Source organism: Pedobacter superstes, from assembly GCF_037622515.1.
Taxonomy (GTDB): Bacteria; Bacteroidota; Bacteroidia; order Sphingobacteriales; family Sphingobacteriaceae; genus Paradesertivirga; species Paradesertivirga superstes.
On sequence record NZ_JBBJCN010000002.1, the window covers coordinates 676,531 to 691,050 of the forward strand.

A 14,520-nucleotide genomic window follows, 5' to 3' on the forward strand; every position below is an offset into this window, starting at 1 on the left:
TTTAAAACTTAAAGTTCCACGTTACTGATGGGATAACTCCAAATAAAGCAGTTTGAACTGCCTGCGTCTTTGATGGATCATCAGGATTATCCTGAAAATCTATTGTATAAGCATTGTGCCTGTTATAGGCATTATAAAAACCAAATGTCCAGCTAGACTGATATTTCTTCCCAGGCTTCCCGTCAAGGGTAGCATTCACATCTAAACGATGATAATCCGGCATTCTGTATCCGTTTCTTTCGGTATAATAAAACATTGTTTTCTCATCAACCTGATACTTCCCGCTCGGAAATGTTATAGCATTTCCGGTATTATAAACAAAAGTTCCGGAAAATGTCCAGCGGTTGGAAATCTTATAAATACCAACTAAAGATAAATCGTGGGTCCTGTCTTGTTTGGACGGGAAATAGTTGTTGTCAGAAATCTCAGCAAATTTTCGTTCGGTTCGTGAAAGAGTATAACCGATCCAGCCGTTAAAATCGCCCAGGCGCTTTTTAAAAAAAAATTCCAATCCGTAGGCCCTGCCATCGCCAAATATTAATTCCGACTCTACCTTTTCATTTCCCCTAAGGTTTGCAGCATTCTTATACTCAATCTGGTTACGCATTTTTTTATAATACACTTCTGCAGAGAGCTCATATTTATTTTCAGCAAAATTTTGGTAATACCCCCATGCAACCTGATCAGCAATCTGGGGCTTAATGTTATTGCTGCTCATTACCCACAAATCGGTGGGTAAAGCAGAAGTTGAATTTGATAAAAGATGCAGATACTGCGAATTACGGGTATAAGATGTTTTCAGTGACTTGTTTTCAGCCAATTGGTAACTGGCGGATATACGAGGTTCTGGTACAAAATATTGTTTTACTGGTTTTCCGCCAGTAAAGCTCTCAGAACTACTAACCATTCCATTTCTATCGTAAGTAAAAAAAGTACCCGGCCCGATCAGCACAAACGAACTGAGTCTAAGTCCGTACACAAGGTTGAGTTTATTTATTTTCCATTCATCCGAAACATATGCGGCAAACTCCAACCCTTTTCTCTTCTCTATCTGTTTATCGTTTACACTCGATGTCTCTGAGGATGTAATATTCCCCGGTCTGATCTGGTGATGATTTGCGTTTAACCCAAATCTCAGCGTATGATTATTACCAGAGAAATACTGATAATCTTGTTTTAAATTCCAGTCTTTTATAATTGAGGTTACTTTGAAATCACTGCGGTTATCAAAGTTTTCTATTGCATAATTGTAATCACTATAAATCAGAGTGGTATTAGAAAATATTTTGCTGTTAATAAGATGGTTCCATCTCATGGTGGCGGTGGTATTGCCCCAATCGAGACTAAAGGTTCCTTTTATGCCTAAAACATCCTGACCAAAATAACCAGACAGGTAAATCGTGTTTTTGGAATTAATTTTATAGTTAGCTTTCGCATTCAAGTCATAAAAATATAACTGACTGCTTTTCAAAGTGCTGTCAGAAGATAACTTTAAAAACAAATCAGCATAGGTGCGTCTTCCGCTAACCATAAAAGAACCTTTACCATTTTCTACTGGTCCCTCTAATTTAAGCCGTGAGGCGATTAAGCCGATTCCGCCTTCTGCCGTATACTTATTACGGTTTCCTTCATTCATCCTGATATCGAGTACCGATGCCAGTCTTCCCCCATATTGTGATGGCATCCCCCCTTTATAAACTGAAACATCTTTTATCGCATCAGAGTTAAAGGTTGAAAAGAATCCTAACAAATGAGATGCATTATAAACATTGGCTTCATCTAACAGAATTAAATTCTGATCTGACGATCCTCCCCTTACGTAAAAACCACTGTTCCCTTCGCCCGCCGACTTAATTCCAGGCAATAATTGGATCGTTTTAAGAATATCCTTTTCGCCGAATAAGACTGGCACATTCTTTATACTCTCCATGTTTAGTTTCTCCAGCCCCATTTGCGGGTCAGTGACACGTTCATTTGCTGGTCTGCTGCTTATTATAACCTCATTTAACTGGTTAAGAGGATTGAGATCAATGTTGATTGTTAAATTCTGATTTAATACTATTGATCTGGTCTGGGTTTGGAAGCCTGTATAACTTATCTGGATAGTATATTGTCCTGTAGCTGCGCTGATTGAATAAAAGCCATAAGTGTTACTGGCAGCGCCTGCTGACGGCATCTCGAGCAATTTTACATTTGCACCAATCAACGTTTCGCCGCTAAAAGCATCCTTAACTATGCCATTTACCGAAAATCGAGGCTGGGCATGGCTCCGGTAGGAAAATAATATTCCTAAAGTAATCAGTACAAAGATTAAAGCTGAACAATGTGTTACCCGAGGCATTAATAAAGATGATGAAAACTGTGATTACGAATGTAAGGATATAGTGGCTAAACGATTCGGCTTTAAATATATTTTATAAAATATGTAAAGTACCGTTTGAAAACCTGTTCATTAATTACACTTTCTGTAAACAAAATGGATGTTTTGAGTTTTAATTTATATCTAATCTATTCAAAATGGAAACATTACACGGTGCTACTGTTCAAGAGCAATTACAGGAAATTGAACACATTAAAAAGTCGCGGGAACTGGCGGCAAAATTAAACGACATTAAAATCGCGATGCTTACCACAATTACAAGTGAAGGAAAATCACACAGCAGGCCAATGTATACCTTTGAACTTAAAGATGACGGAATTATCTGGCTCTTTATCTCAAAAGATTCAAGAAAACTGCAGGAAATCCAGGTTAATCCCAATGTGGTTTTAAACTATAGCAATCCTCAGCATGATTTATATATAGCGGTTAATGGAAAGGCAGAAATAAGCGAAGATACGTCTAAAATCGAAGAACTTTGGAGTGACCGGTTTAAACTTTGGTTTCCTTACGGGAAAGAAGATCCAAATCTTTGCCTCTTAAAAATTGAGCCACAGGAAGCTGAGTATTGGGATACTCCTGATTTATTGATTGCGCAGGTAATAACGCTGGTAAAAAATACCCTGAGCGGAAATCCCTATATGGAAGGAGAAAATAAAAAACTGACCTTTTAAAGCGAATGGGGGAATTTGACAGGCAGATCCTTAATTTTTTTCGAAATTTCATATCCCATTTAGCCCTGATTATTAATGATCCGATAACCGAATAGTTGAAACAGGTATTATTAAAATGCTTTTAAAAAAGAATATCTCCAAACGGGGAGAATGGAGATACTCAACTAACCAATTATAAACCTACTATTAATACTCTTTTTTAAAAATTGTAACCCGAAAAAATTATTTTTTTTAGTTTTTTAACAATCGTATGTGGCGATCCATTTAAACCTTTGCACACATAAAAATCGGATCGAGAGAAAATTCGGGTAAGGATGTATTAATGATTCCTTCAAAAAACAAAAATTGTGTCATAGAGACTACTGATATGCATGACACAAATGGAAGGGTATGGAACTAGTTACAGAAATAAAAAAACCGATGACAAGCTTATCACTGTTCTTATAAATACAGCAGTAAATAGGAATCCGCTACAGGTATACATACGTAATCCCATCTCCTCCCCGGTCGGCATGTTCATCTTCGATACGAGACACCTGCGAGTATTTGCGCAAATATTCGCGTATTAACTTTCTCAGTATGCCATCTCCTTTTCCATGTATGATCTTCAGGGTTGAGAAGCCCATCATTAATGCCCTATCCAGGTACTTTTCTATTTCAAATAAAGCTTCCTCCCCGCGCAGCCCCCTGACATCGATTTCAGGATTAAATTGCGCAATGGCATCGCTTACCTGCGAAGAATACGATCGCCGGATTTCTTTTGGAACCTCACGATTTGCGATTTTTTGAACCCGTTTCCGCTTAACTACAGATCGCAAATCACCCATGGCAAGAATTACGTTATCCTTCGTGATATCCATAACCTGACCCACCGTCTCAGAATCTTCAAGCCTTACCCAGTCGCCGGCCTTTAATACAGAGGTATCTTCCAGAGGTTTAACCAGAGTCTCTTTTACAGTATTTTTCTGCAGTTCGTGCTGCAAATTCTGCCGGAGTTTTTGCGTTTTTTCTTTATCCGCTTTGCTTTCGCGTATCTCTGATATCGTATTCTCAACTAATTTGTTAGCGTTAAGAATGATATTTTGAGCTTCCTTTTTAGCATCTTTTAATATGCCTTTTTTATTCTCCTCAAGAAAGGCTTTAAGCTTTTCATTTTCCTCAAGAAGAGTGTTAACACGCCTTTGCTGCTTTTCAAGCGCTATTTTTTTTTCTAAAATCTCTTTTTTATCTCGCTCCAGATCAACCAATAAGGTATCAACTTTCTTTTGATACACCCCGATTTTATTTTTAGCGGCATTTATCACATTTTGAGGAAGCCCGATTTTTTGAGCAATTTCAAAAGCATAGGAGCTGCCGGGTTTTCCCATCTCTAAAATATACATAGGCTGCATTTTCAGATTATCGAAAATCATAGAAGCATTTTCCAGACCTTCGGCAGCATTTGCAAAAACTTTTAAGTTAGAATAGTGGGTGGTAACGACGCCGCGAATATGTTTCCTGTTTAAGGATTCCAAAACAGCTTCCGCAATTGGTCCGCCAAACTGCGGATCTGTACCTGTCCCGAATTCATCAATGAGCACCAATGTTTTACCACCGGCATTCTCAACAAAATACTTCATTTTGGATAAATGAGCACTGTAGGTACTCAAATCACTTTCTATAGACTGATCATCACCGATATCGGCAAACACTTGTTTAAATATTCCAAGCTTTGAACTTTCATCAGCCGGAATAAGTAAACCCGCCTGCACCATAATCTGTAATAAGCCTATAGTTTTCATTGCAACAGACTTACCCCCGGCATTTGGACCTGAAAGTACAACAACCCTTTGTTGCTCATCAATTTTTATATTCAGAGGCACTACAGAAGTACCCTCTTTTTTAAGATTCAGAAACAATAAGGGATGCTGTGCATTCACTAAACTGAGTTCGGGAGTTTGTACCAGTACAGGCATTTCAGCTTCTATCTGCTGTGCAAACAAGGCTTTGGCCCTCACAAAATCCAGTTTCGTAAGTAAGCCATGGTACGAAAGAAGCAGAGGCACATAGGGCCTTAATTCATTGCTTAGTCCGGTTAAAATTTTAACAATCTCTCTGCGCTTATCAAATTCAAGGTCACGAACCAGGTTATTCAATTGAAAAACCTCTTCTGGCTCTATATAAACCGTTTGCCCTGAAGCCGATTCGTCATGAATAAATCCTTTTAGTTTCCTCTTATTTTCAGCTAAAATCGGAATACAAATCCGTCCATCCCTAACCGTTAAATTCCCGTCGGCCGTCCAGCCATTATTTTGGGCGTTTTTAAAAATCTGATCAACTTTTTTCCTTGCTTCTGATTCCGCTTTAGCAATCCCCGAGGTAATTTGTTGTAACTCTACAGAAGCATTGGCACGAATTTTTCCTTTTTCGTCAATGATCGCTTCAATACTTTTGATTATCTTCTTTTCAATCGGAAGATGCTCAAATAAACCTTCCAAATTAGGATATCTGCCCTCCCGCTCATTAAAATAGTTAATTACCGAAAAAACCGTTTGTAATGACAGTAGAACCTGATGCAGCTCTGCTTCGTTAAGGAAGCTGCCTTCGACGCGGATTTTTTCTGCCAAAGATTTAATATCAAATAAATGGCGAATATGCAGGGGTGCATCATTCTCCAGAATATCTTTAAACTCTTTGGTTTGTCTTAAAAATTTATTGATCTGATCAAAGCTGGTCATCATTTGAATACGGTCGACCATTTGTCTTCCCATATCACTAAGGCATTGCGCTTTTATCAGCGACTTTATCTCTGAAAATCCAAGTTTATCTGATGCGTTGTGCGGGTAAATCATTCTTTCTCTGTTCCTTCTTCAATAACAAGTCTTTTCTTAAAGAATCTTTTCTTAAGGAATCGGTTTTAATAGTATCAACTTTCTTGTTAACGTTCTTTTTTGCTTCAGGATATATCCTCCATGCTTTAAAATACAAATCAGCAGGAGAGTAATAATTGGGTAATCCAAAATCATATTCCCCCTTAAGCATTTTTAAACGATCGCTTTCTATCTGTGCTTTTCTCAATTCAGCATACTCCAGAAGCTTAATTTTTCGTAACTCTTCTTTTTGAACCCGTTCTGCTCGGGCTTGCTCACCCTTCTCGAGCTTTAATAAATTCACTTCAACCTGTTTATACATTAATTCCAGTTCTTCAGGCCTTTCTGTATAGTACGATAAGCTTTTTCTAACAGTTACTGAATCAGTACTGTACCTTTTATAGATCGCTTTATAAACAGTCGCTACCTTCTGACTGGCAGAATCACCATAATATGTCGAAGTTATTCCATCCGCCAGATGCAAATCGGTTAATATAGAGACCATTTCCCCTTTAGGAATAACGCCCTCGGCAGTATCATCACCACATGAGGAAAAAAAAACGAATAGAAAAAACAGTATTAGTAAGCTCCTCATTTGTTAATTTAGCAGGAAATTTCGCTAAAAATACACATAAATGAGCATTGCAGCCAACCTCACAGAATTAAAGAAGGAATTAGATTCGTATAATGCGAAACTTATTGCGGTTTCTAAAACTAAGTCTAATGAAGAGATTATGGAGGCTTACGATGCCGGTCAACGGGTCTTCGGAGAAAATCAGGTACAAGAATTGACGGATAAATACGAACAGCTTCCAAAAGATATTGAATGGCATTTAATTGGTCACTTACAGACTAATAAAGTAAAATACATTGCCCCTTTTGTGTCCCTGATTCATTCAGTAGACAGTCTTAAACTTTTAATCGAAATCAATAAACAAGCTCTAAAAAATAACAGAATTATTGATTGCCTTCTACAGGTTTATATTGCTGATGAGGATACGAAATTTGGTTTGGGCTACGATGAAACAATTGAATTGCTGCGTTCTGAAGAATTTGCACAGTTAAAAAACATACGAATAGTTGGATTAATGGGTATTGCTACTAATACCAAACTCGAAAAGCAGATCAACGATGAATTTAACGAGTTAAATGTGTTTTTTGAAGGCATAAAGCAAAGTTTTTTCAGAAAAGAGCCCTCATTTAAAGAAATTTCAATGGGGATGTCAGGCGATTACAAAATAGCGCTTGAGAATGGCAGTACAATGATCCGTGTAGGCAGCACAATTTTTGGCAGCAGAATAATTCCGCATTGGAAGAATAATTAAAAATTAAAAATTAAAAAAGAAGAAAAATTAAAAACACTTGGTTGTAATGCCCATTAACATTCGCGAGGCCCGAAAAGAAGATTGCAGCCGTTTACTTGAACTGGTTCAGGAATTGGCAGATTATGAAAGAGCGCCTGATGAGGTGACTGTTACTCTGCAGGAATTTGAAGAAGCGGGATTTGGAACAAAACCTGTGTGGAAAGCCTTTGTCGCTGAAGTGGAAGGAAAAATAGAGGGCTTTGCTTTGTATTATATCCGCTTTTCTACATGGAAAGGCTCAAGATTATTTTTGGAGGATTTCTATGTAACCGGGCATATGCGGGGAAAGGGAATCGGAAAGATGCTCTTTGAAATCATTATCGGCGAAGCTAAACAAAAAGGCTTCAACGGAATAAGCTGGCAGGTTCTCGACTGGAATGAACCGGCAATCAATTTCTACAATAAATACCAGGCGGGCTACGAAGCCGGTTGGTTAAATGCCTCTTTGTCAAAAGAACAATTAGAAGTATTGCTGGTTGCTTATAACCAGTAATAGAATCATACTTATTCAATAAATGATACACGTATTTAAATTTGGTGGAGCCTCTGTGAAAGATGCGGATGGCATTAAAAACCTGGCTCATATAATCGAAATTAACAGGGATAAACAATTGTTAATCGTTGTTTCTGCTATGGGCAAAACTACAAATGCTCTTGAAAACCTGACCAACGCTTACGTAGAACAAAAACCTGAGATTCAGGAGCTGTTCAGCAGTATTAAAGTATATCATGAAGATATCCTGTTTCAATTGTTTGAAGACAAAAACCATCCGGTTTATGATGAGATTGCTAATACATTCGTGGAAATTGACTGGATACTTGAGGATGAACCGCATGATGAGTATGATTTCATATACGACCAGTTAGTTTCTATAGGCGAGCTTATTTCGACCAAAGTTGTAAATGCTTACCTTAATCTTTCAGGAATAAAAAGCAAATGGATGGATGCAAGAAGCTTTATTCATACCGATAATACTTACCGGGAAGGAAAAGTAGACTGGGCCAAAACATGCAGGTCTATTGAAGAGCATGTACCTCAACTTCTTGTAGAAAATATTGCTGTTACCCAGGGATTTATTGGAGGCACCTCCGAAAATTTCACCACCACACTTGGCAGAGAAGGCTCTGATTATACCGCAGCTATATTTGCGGCTTGCCTGAATGCAAAAGCAGTAACCATTTGGAAAGATGTTCCTGGAGTTTTAAACGCGGATCCTAAGTTATTTACCGATACAGTTAAATATGACGAACTCTCCTATCGTGATGCATTGGAAATGACCTTTTATGGGGCAACCGTAATCCATCCCAAGACAATAAAACCTTTACAGAACGCCAAAATTCCATTAATGGTGAAACCTTTTCTATCGCCCTTAGAAAATGGGACATGCATTCAGGAAAGGCATATACCTATTACTCAGCCCGCAATTATTGTAAAAAACAACCAGGTACTTTTAACAATATCAACACCCGATTTATCATTTATCACAGAAGATCATTTATGCGACCTTTACGGGATATTTGCCGCTCAACATGTAAAAATTAATATGATGCAGCTTTCTGCGATAAGTTATTCGGTATGCTTTGATTTCGATGACAGAAGATTTCCAAAGTTGATTTCAGAACTTGAGAGAAGGTTTAAGATTAAATATAACACCGGCCTGCAACTGTTAACAATCCGGCATTTTAATAAAGATATTATAACCAGCCTTACGGATTCCAAAACTGTATTATTAGAACAGATCAGCAGACACACTGCACAAATGGTGGTAAAGAATGCGTAAGTAAAACAATAAGCAAATTGATACGACACCAGGATGTCTCTGCCAGTTTCTTTAACATAACATAAGCTTGAACAAGAACATTTTCAATCCCAGGGTACAGCAATTTCTGACAGACAATCTTAAAGCAGATCTGCATAGAATTGCACTGAATAAAAGTCCCTTTGAAAATATCACTTCACGTGAACTTGCGGAGCAGCTGGACAGCAAAAAACGGGCGGAAAAAAAGATACCTCTTTGGTATAATACTCCAGGCATTATATTCCCTGCAAAGCTTTCTGTTGAACAAAGCTCGTCTCAACTAACGGCAGAGTATAAGAATCGCTTGATAAAAGGCGACAAAATCATTGATCTGACCGGTGGTTTTGGCGTTGATACCTTCTTTTTTTCAAAAAATGCTAAAGAGGTAGTGCATTGCGAAAAAAGCACGGAACTCTCTTTACTGGCTGAACACAATTTATCTGTGCTGGGAGCAAATAATGTGAGATTTATTAATGCCGACAGCATAGTTTATTTGAAAGAAAGTTCGGAAACCTTTGACACCGTTTACGTTGATCCATCCCGCCGGATTGAGTCAAAAAAGGTATTTTTATTAAGCGAAACCGAACCTGATGTAATTTCAAATCTTTCTTTATTTCTCTCAAAAGCCACGAGAGTAATTATAAAAACCTCACCCCTTTTTGATATACAATCGGGATTAAATGAACTCTCGCAAGTTAGCCAGGTGCATGTAGTAAGTGTAAAAAACGATTGCAAAGAACTTCTGTGGGTAATCGACAAAGATTTTACCGGTGAAGCAGAAATTATCAGCACTGCAATCGGGCCGGTTGGTCAGAAATCTTTTCAATTTAAATTCTCCGATGAAAAGAATCTGAAGTTAGAGTCATATACCCCAGCTCTGAAATACCTGTATGAACCTGATGTGTCTTTGCTTAAAGCTGGTTGTTTTAAAAGCATTTCGGAAGCTTTTAATGTTGTAAAACTGCATCAACACTCGCATTTGTATACCTCAAATACTTTAGTTGACGATTTTCCCGGAAAAACTTTTCTGGTAAAAAATGTAATAGGCTACAAACAGTTCATTAAAGAAAATCAACTTAAAAAAGCGAATGTGATTAGTAGAAATTTTCCTCATTCGCCTGATGAGCTAAAGAAAAAGCACAAAATAAGTGATGGCGGTACCGAATATTTGATTTTCACTACCACATTTCCTGATAAGCTGCTGGTTATTCACGCCCAATCAATGCAATAAACTGAACTTACAATCAGGTAAAAATATTACAAAGGCCTCATAATTAATACCTCCAGCCTGCTGTTGTCCAATAATTCAAAATGAATAAAAAATATTTTTTGAAGGCATGCCTGAATTACTATATTTGCAATCCCTGAAAAGGGGATTAGTTCTATATTTTTTCTAAAGGAGAGATGCCTGAGAGGCCGAAAGGAACAGTTTGCTAAACTGTCGTACTGGCAACGGTACCGAGGGTTCGAATCCCTCTCTCTCCGCAAAAAAATAAAACTTTAAAAGGCCGTTTAAATTGTTACCTTTGCAGCCTTTACAAGAGATACCGCTCGGGGTGTAGCGTAGCCCGGTATCGCGCCTGGTTTGGGACCAGGAGGTCGTAGGTTCGAATCCTGCCACCCCGACTAATCAGAGCAAATCTGATTTATTTTGAAATACTAATAAAAGATACCGCTCGGGGTGTAGCGTAGCCCGGTATCGCGCCTGGTTTGGGACCAGGAGGTCGTAGGTTCGAATCCTGCCACCCCGACAAAAACCAGTTCATCTGGATGCAAAAGGCTCTAAATATCATTATTTAGGGCCTTTTCTGCTTTTAAATAATTCTTCTCAGTACATACTATTCCTCCCGTCATGCGAACAATAAGGTGAACAGATTTAATATCTACATTTGTTTTTCTATTTGAAAGAATAAGATAAGCCCAGATAGATTCAAATGAACTACTTAAGTTCTTCCGGTGGACTGTTTTATAGACGGAGGATTTCCGTACATCTTTTTATACGCATAGGAAAAATGTGATAGGTTTTCAAATCCGAGTTCCAGATATATACGAGAGGATTTTTCTCCTTTTTCAATAAGATAATGAGCTTCCTGTAAACGTTTTTGTTGCAGCCAACGTGCCGGGCTACAGCCAAAGGTTCTCCCGAAATCCCGTTTAAAAGTTGCCAGGCTCCTGCCTGTGAGGTAAGCCAGCCTTTCAAGTCTGACATTGAATCGGTAGTTCTTGTTCATGAAGGCTGCTAAGTCAATTTTGTGAGGCTCTGTGAAATCAAATAGTATATTCTTAAGCCCCGGGTTAGCCTGTAGCAGTAGTAATAAACCTTCTTTTACTTTCAATTCGATCAATTGCCGGCTCTTCAGGCTTCCGCTTTGCTGATAGCTGAGCAATGATTGAATGTATTGCTTTAACGCAATGTCCGTCTCCAGGTCGATTACAGGTAATCCATAATCCTTGTCTGAGGCCGAAAATCCATATTCCTGACTAAAATTTTTGAGTGTTCCTTGATTGAGATAAATTGACAAAGATTTAAAGTCGCCATCTACAGGTGGATATTTGACGAATTTAATGAGTTGATTTCGCCTGATTAAACGGAATGATCCGGGATGGGGCGCGTACTCCTGGCTTCCGTCGTTAAGTATTAGCGAACCGGCTATCTGATATATTAAGGTATGTTCCGGAACAAAGTGCTCGCCATCCCTACTTGCCTGATGATAGCAGGAATATACAATGGTTGAAGACGCTGACTCGTTTTTACGTATATCCATTTCCTAAATTTATCGATCCTTTTAATATTTAAAGAATGTGGATACTTTAATGTATGGAACGAACAGTTCCACCGTCAACTCTTAATAGTGCGCCACTTACATAATCAGAATGAGGTCCTACGAGGTACAGAACGGCGTTAGCAATTTCTTCAGGCCTGCCAAATCTATTGCAGTTATTCGGAACCAGTTCTTTAACCGCGGCCCGTTCAATTTCTTCAAAAGAATTGCCCCAGTTGTGCTTAACAGATTCATTGATAAGCCATTTTTTTACCCCCGGATTTATTATCGCACCTGGAGAAACAACGTTTGACGTAATTCCTGTTCCAGTCAGTTCTCTTGCTAAGGAGACAGATAAGTTATGTCTTGCAGCAAGGCTTGCACTATAATGTGGCTGAATTGCCAGAGGCTGAATACCGAGGCCTCCACCAATATTAATGATTCGTCCCCAGTTTTTCTTTTTCATTTCAGGCAATAATTGTTGTACCATCCTTATATAAGAAACAACATTCAGATTATAAGTGTTCAACCAGTCTTCAGCGCTCGTATCCAGCCATCCTGTATGTGCGTAAGCTCCGGCATTATTTATAAGAATATCTATAGTACCATTGCTTAATGCGGCGGCTGCTACAGCTTTAGCTCCTTCATCAAAAGAAAGATCACCCAACGCTATTTCTGCCTTTCCTCCTGCCGCACGGATAGCTTCGGCAACTTTATTTGCCCGTTCTTCATGCCGACCATGAATAACAATTTCAGCACCTTCCTTTGCCAAAGCTTTTGCAATTGCTTCTCCTAAGCCGGCACTGGAACCAGTTACCAATGCTCGTTTACCTTTTAATTCTAAGTCCATTTATTTTCTACTCTTTTTGATGAAATAATATTTTTGCTTTTCGGGCCTTCCTTTTTCTCTGTTTTCTATTGTGTTACTAATACAAATCTCGCAAGAAACGTAGTGTAGAGTTTTGTTGAGAAGCTCAGTGTTTATTTGTTGAGAGGCTCAAGGAATGGGAGAGAAATGGGTATATAGTTCTAACAATAAAAAGCGCCCGGAGAATAGTCCCTGAAGTTCTTCCAATAATGTCTCTTAAGAAATAATCGTCTTTACTTCCAAAAACTCTTCCATTCCCAGGCTGCCGTTCTCTCGCCCTAGTCCGGAGTTTTTAAATCCACCGAACGGGGCAAGGGGATCATGTTTTAAGGTATTGATAAGTACCCTTCCAGCTTTTAATTGGGCAGCCATTCTTTGTGCCTCTTCGGTATCTGCAGCACTTATAAAAGCCATTAATCCATAGTCAGAATCATTTGCAATTTGTATAGCTTCTTGTTCATCATGATAGGGGATGACAGTAAGCACAGGTCCAAAAATTTCTTCCCGGGCAATTCTCATGTTGTTGTTCGCATCCATAAAAATGGTAGGTTTTACATAAAAGCCTTGATCAAACGCTTCAGGTTTACCCAGGCCACCATACACCAGTCTTGCTCCATCCTCCAAGCCCGCCGAGATATACTGTTGAACGCGGTCGTATTGTTTCTGACTGGCTAAAGGACCTATTTTTACCTCTTCATCAAATGGGCTTCCTACCAAAAATTTTTCAGCTTCCGCGATTAGCCGTGTTTCTATTTCGCTTGCTTTCGATGCTGGTATTAATAATCTTGATCCTGCAATACAAGCCTGACCATTGTTCATAAAGCTTGCCTGGAGAGCCATTGGAATAGCAGTATCCAGGTTGGCATCTTCCAGAATGATGTTAGCAGATTTGCCCCCAAGTTCTAATGTTACCCGCTTCATGGTGTTTAGTGCCTCTTTTGCTAAAATTTTGCCAACCACGGTAGAACCAGTAAAGGAAACCTTGGTGACTTCCGTACTTTCCATAATTGCCTTGCTGATAACATCGCCTCTACCGTTTACCATATTCACAACACCCTCTGGTAAGCCTGCTGCATCAATACATTCCATGATGATTTGGGCTTGCCAGGCACCAAATTCACTTGGTTTTAATACGATTGCGCATCCAGCCGAAAGTGCAGCCGCAACTTTAACGGCAATAGAACCTGCTACAGAATTCCAAGGGGTAAACAATGCTGCTACGCCTACCGGCTCCACTTTTACCGTAGATTCATTTACAGATTTTCCGAAAGAATAATTTTCCATTACCCCTATTTGATTGAGGAAGGTATTTGCGGCGATTAGATTAGACCACTTTGCCCTTTCTTTCGTTGCACCATATTCCAGAATTGTTGCTTCAATCAAATCGTCAATTCTCTTGATGATCTCATCATGTATACCTTTTAAAAAGGCAGCCCTTTGGGTAATATTGCTTTTTTCATACCTTATCTGTGCGATACTGGCAGCCTTTATTGCCAACCTTGTATCCTCTTCATTTGCATATCGTAGGCTTCCTATAGTTTTTCCATCAAGCGGACTAATAATTTCCACTGTTTCCGTTCCCTGAGGCATTGAGAAACCCCCGTTGATATATACACTTTGAATCTGTTTCATAATTTTTTTTATTACAAAGTAAAAGGGATTTGAAGCCCTAAGCTTTGTTGAAAAGCTCAAAGTTTCTTTGCTGAGAAGCTCAGTTTAGAACACCACTGAAACAATCGTTAAATAGCCTGAACTCTACTTAATGGCCGCGGCTAAAGAAAATGGATTAATTCAAGCTGGAGTTAGTAAGTGGGAACGTTAGACGAA

At 38.8% G+C, this 14,520-nt stretch carries 11 protein-coding genes and 3 tRNA genes; 8 read left to right on the top strand and 6 right to left on the bottom strand.

What is annotated here, in order from left to right:
- Nucleotide 1: 1 nt before the first annotated feature.
- The gene (locus WG906_RS08410) at nucleotides 2–2,341 is read right to left on the bottom strand and encodes a TonB-dependent receptor (RefSeq protein ID WP_339992130.1); all 2,340 of its coding nucleotides are present in this window, start codon (nucleotides 2,339–2,341) and stop codon (nucleotides 2–4) included.
- A 176-nt stretch (nucleotides 2,342–2,517) separates the two neighbouring features.
- On the opposite strand from WG906_RS08410, the gene WG906_RS08415 reads away from it, so the two are divergent.
- Nucleotides 2,518–3,051 carry a pyridoxamine 5'-phosphate oxidase family protein gene (locus tag WG906_RS08415; protein WP_339992131.1) on the top strand — a complete coding sequence of 178 codons (534 nt, stop codon included), beginning with the start codon at nucleotides 2,518–2,520 and terminating at the stop codon, nucleotides 3,049–3,051.
- A gap of 470 nt (nucleotides 3,052–3,521) precedes the next feature.
- On the opposite strand, the gene WG906_RS08420 is transcribed toward WG906_RS08415, so the two are convergent.
- Entirely contained in the window at nucleotides 3,522–5,882 is a 2,361-nt protein-coding gene (locus tag WG906_RS08420; protein WP_339992132.1) for an endonuclease MutS2, read from the bottom strand.
- Nucleotides 5,854–6,495: a DUF4296 domain-containing protein gene (locus WG906_RS08425; RefSeq protein ID WP_339992133.1), complete on the bottom strand. Its 642-nt coding sequence runs from the start codon at nucleotides 6,493–6,495 to the stop codon at nucleotides 5,854–5,856. Before WG906_RS08425 ends, WG906_RS08420 begins: the two co-directional genes overlap by 29 nt.
- Nucleotides 6,496–6,535: 40 nt before the next feature.
- On the opposite strand from WG906_RS08425, the gene WG906_RS08430 reads away from it, so the two are divergent.
- The 7 genes from WG906_RS08430 to WG906_RS08460 all read left to right on the top strand — a co-directional run bounded on the left by WG906_RS08430 (nucleotide 6,536) and on the right by WG906_RS08460 (nucleotide 10,814).
- Nucleotides 6,536–7,225 (top strand): YggS family pyridoxal phosphate-dependent enzyme, encoded by a 690-nt coding sequence (locus WG906_RS08430; protein ID WP_339992134.1) that lies wholly within the window; start codon nucleotides 6,536–6,538, stop codon nucleotides 7,223–7,225.
- A 46-nt stretch (nucleotides 7,226–7,271) separates the two neighbouring features.
- Nucleotides 7,272–7,757: a GNAT family N-acetyltransferase gene (locus tag WG906_RS08435; RefSeq protein WP_339992135.1), complete on the top strand. Its 486-nt coding sequence runs from the start codon at nucleotides 7,272–7,274 to the stop codon at nucleotides 7,755–7,757.
- Nucleotides 7,758–7,782: 25 nt separating this feature from the next.
- Nucleotides 7,783–9,045 carry an aspartate kinase gene (locus tag WG906_RS08440; protein ID WP_339992262.1) on the top strand — a complete coding sequence of 421 codons (1,263 nt, stop codon included), beginning with the start codon at nucleotides 7,783–7,785 and terminating at the stop codon, nucleotides 9,043–9,045.
- A gap of 67 nt (nucleotides 9,046–9,112) precedes the next feature.
- Nucleotides 9,113–10,294: a class I SAM-dependent methyltransferase gene (locus tag WG906_RS08445; protein WP_339992136.1), complete on the top strand. Its 1,182-nt coding sequence runs from the start codon at nucleotides 9,113–9,115 to the stop codon at nucleotides 10,292–10,294.
- Between the two features lie 167 nt (nucleotides 10,295–10,461).
- Nucleotides 10,462–10,548: transfer RNA gene (locus WG906_RS08450), tRNA-Ser, on the top strand.
- Between the two features lie 67 nt (nucleotides 10,549–10,615).
- A tRNA-Pro gene (locus tag WG906_RS08455) sits at nucleotides 10,616–10,689 on the top strand.
- A gap of 51 nt (nucleotides 10,690–10,740) precedes the next feature.
- Nucleotides 10,741–10,814, top strand: a tRNA-Pro gene (locus WG906_RS08460).
- A gap of 192 nt (nucleotides 10,815–11,006) precedes the next feature.
- Here WG906_RS08460 and WG906_RS08465 read toward each other — a convergent pair.
- The 3 genes from WG906_RS08465 to WG906_RS08475 form a co-directional block, all read right to left on the bottom strand.
- Nucleotides 11,007–11,828 carry an AraC family transcriptional regulator gene (locus WG906_RS08465; protein WP_339992137.1) on the bottom strand — a complete coding sequence of 274 codons (822 nt, stop codon included), beginning with the start codon at nucleotides 11,826–11,828 and terminating at the stop codon, nucleotides 11,007–11,009.
- A gap of 46 nt (nucleotides 11,829–11,874) precedes the next feature.
- On the bottom strand, nucleotides 11,875–12,675 hold the full coding sequence (locus WG906_RS08470) for an SDR family NAD(P)-dependent oxidoreductase (RefSeq protein ID WP_339992138.1): 801 nt from the start codon (nucleotides 12,673–12,675) through the stop codon (nucleotides 11,875–11,877).
- Between the two features lie 234 nt (nucleotides 12,676–12,909).
- On the bottom strand, nucleotides 12,910–14,325 hold the full coding sequence (locus tag WG906_RS08475) for an aldehyde dehydrogenase family protein (RefSeq protein WP_339992139.1): 1,416 nt from the start codon (nucleotides 14,323–14,325) through the stop codon (nucleotides 12,910–12,912).
- Between the last annotated feature and the right edge of the window lie 195 nt (nucleotides 14,326–14,520).

Coding starts and splice junctions, on each gene's coding strand:
- WG906_RS08410 (WP_339992130.1), bottom strand. CDS start 2,341: ATGCCTCGGGTAACACATTGTTCAGCTTTAATCTTTGTACTGATTACT.
- WG906_RS08415 (WP_339992131.1), top strand. CDS start 2,518: ATGGAAACATTACACGGTGCTACTGTTCAAGAGCAATTACAGGAAATT.
- WG906_RS08420 (WP_339992132.1), bottom strand. CDS start 5,882: ATGATTTACCCGCACAACGCATCAGATAAACTTGGATTTTCAGAGATA.
- WG906_RS08425 (WP_339992133.1), bottom strand. CDS start 6,495: ATGAGGAGCTTACTAATACTGTTTTTTCTATTCGTTTTTTTTTCCTCA.
- WG906_RS08430 (WP_339992134.1), top strand. CDS start 6,536: ATGAGCATTGCAGCCAACCTCACAGAATTAAAGAAGGAATTAGATTCG.
- WG906_RS08435 (WP_339992135.1), top strand. CDS start 7,272: ATGCCCATTAACATTCGCGAGGCCCGAAAAGAAGATTGCAGCCGTTTA.
- WG906_RS08465 (WP_339992137.1), bottom strand. CDS start 11,828: ATGGATATACGTAAAAACGAGTCAGCGTCTTCAACCATTGTATATTCC.
- WG906_RS08470 (WP_339992138.1), bottom strand. CDS start 12,675: ATGGACTTAGAATTAAAAGGTAAACGAGCATTGGTAACTGGTTCCAGT.
- WG906_RS08475 (WP_339992139.1), bottom strand. CDS start 14,325: ATGAAACAGATTCAAAGTGTATATATCAACGGGGGTTTCTCAATGCCT.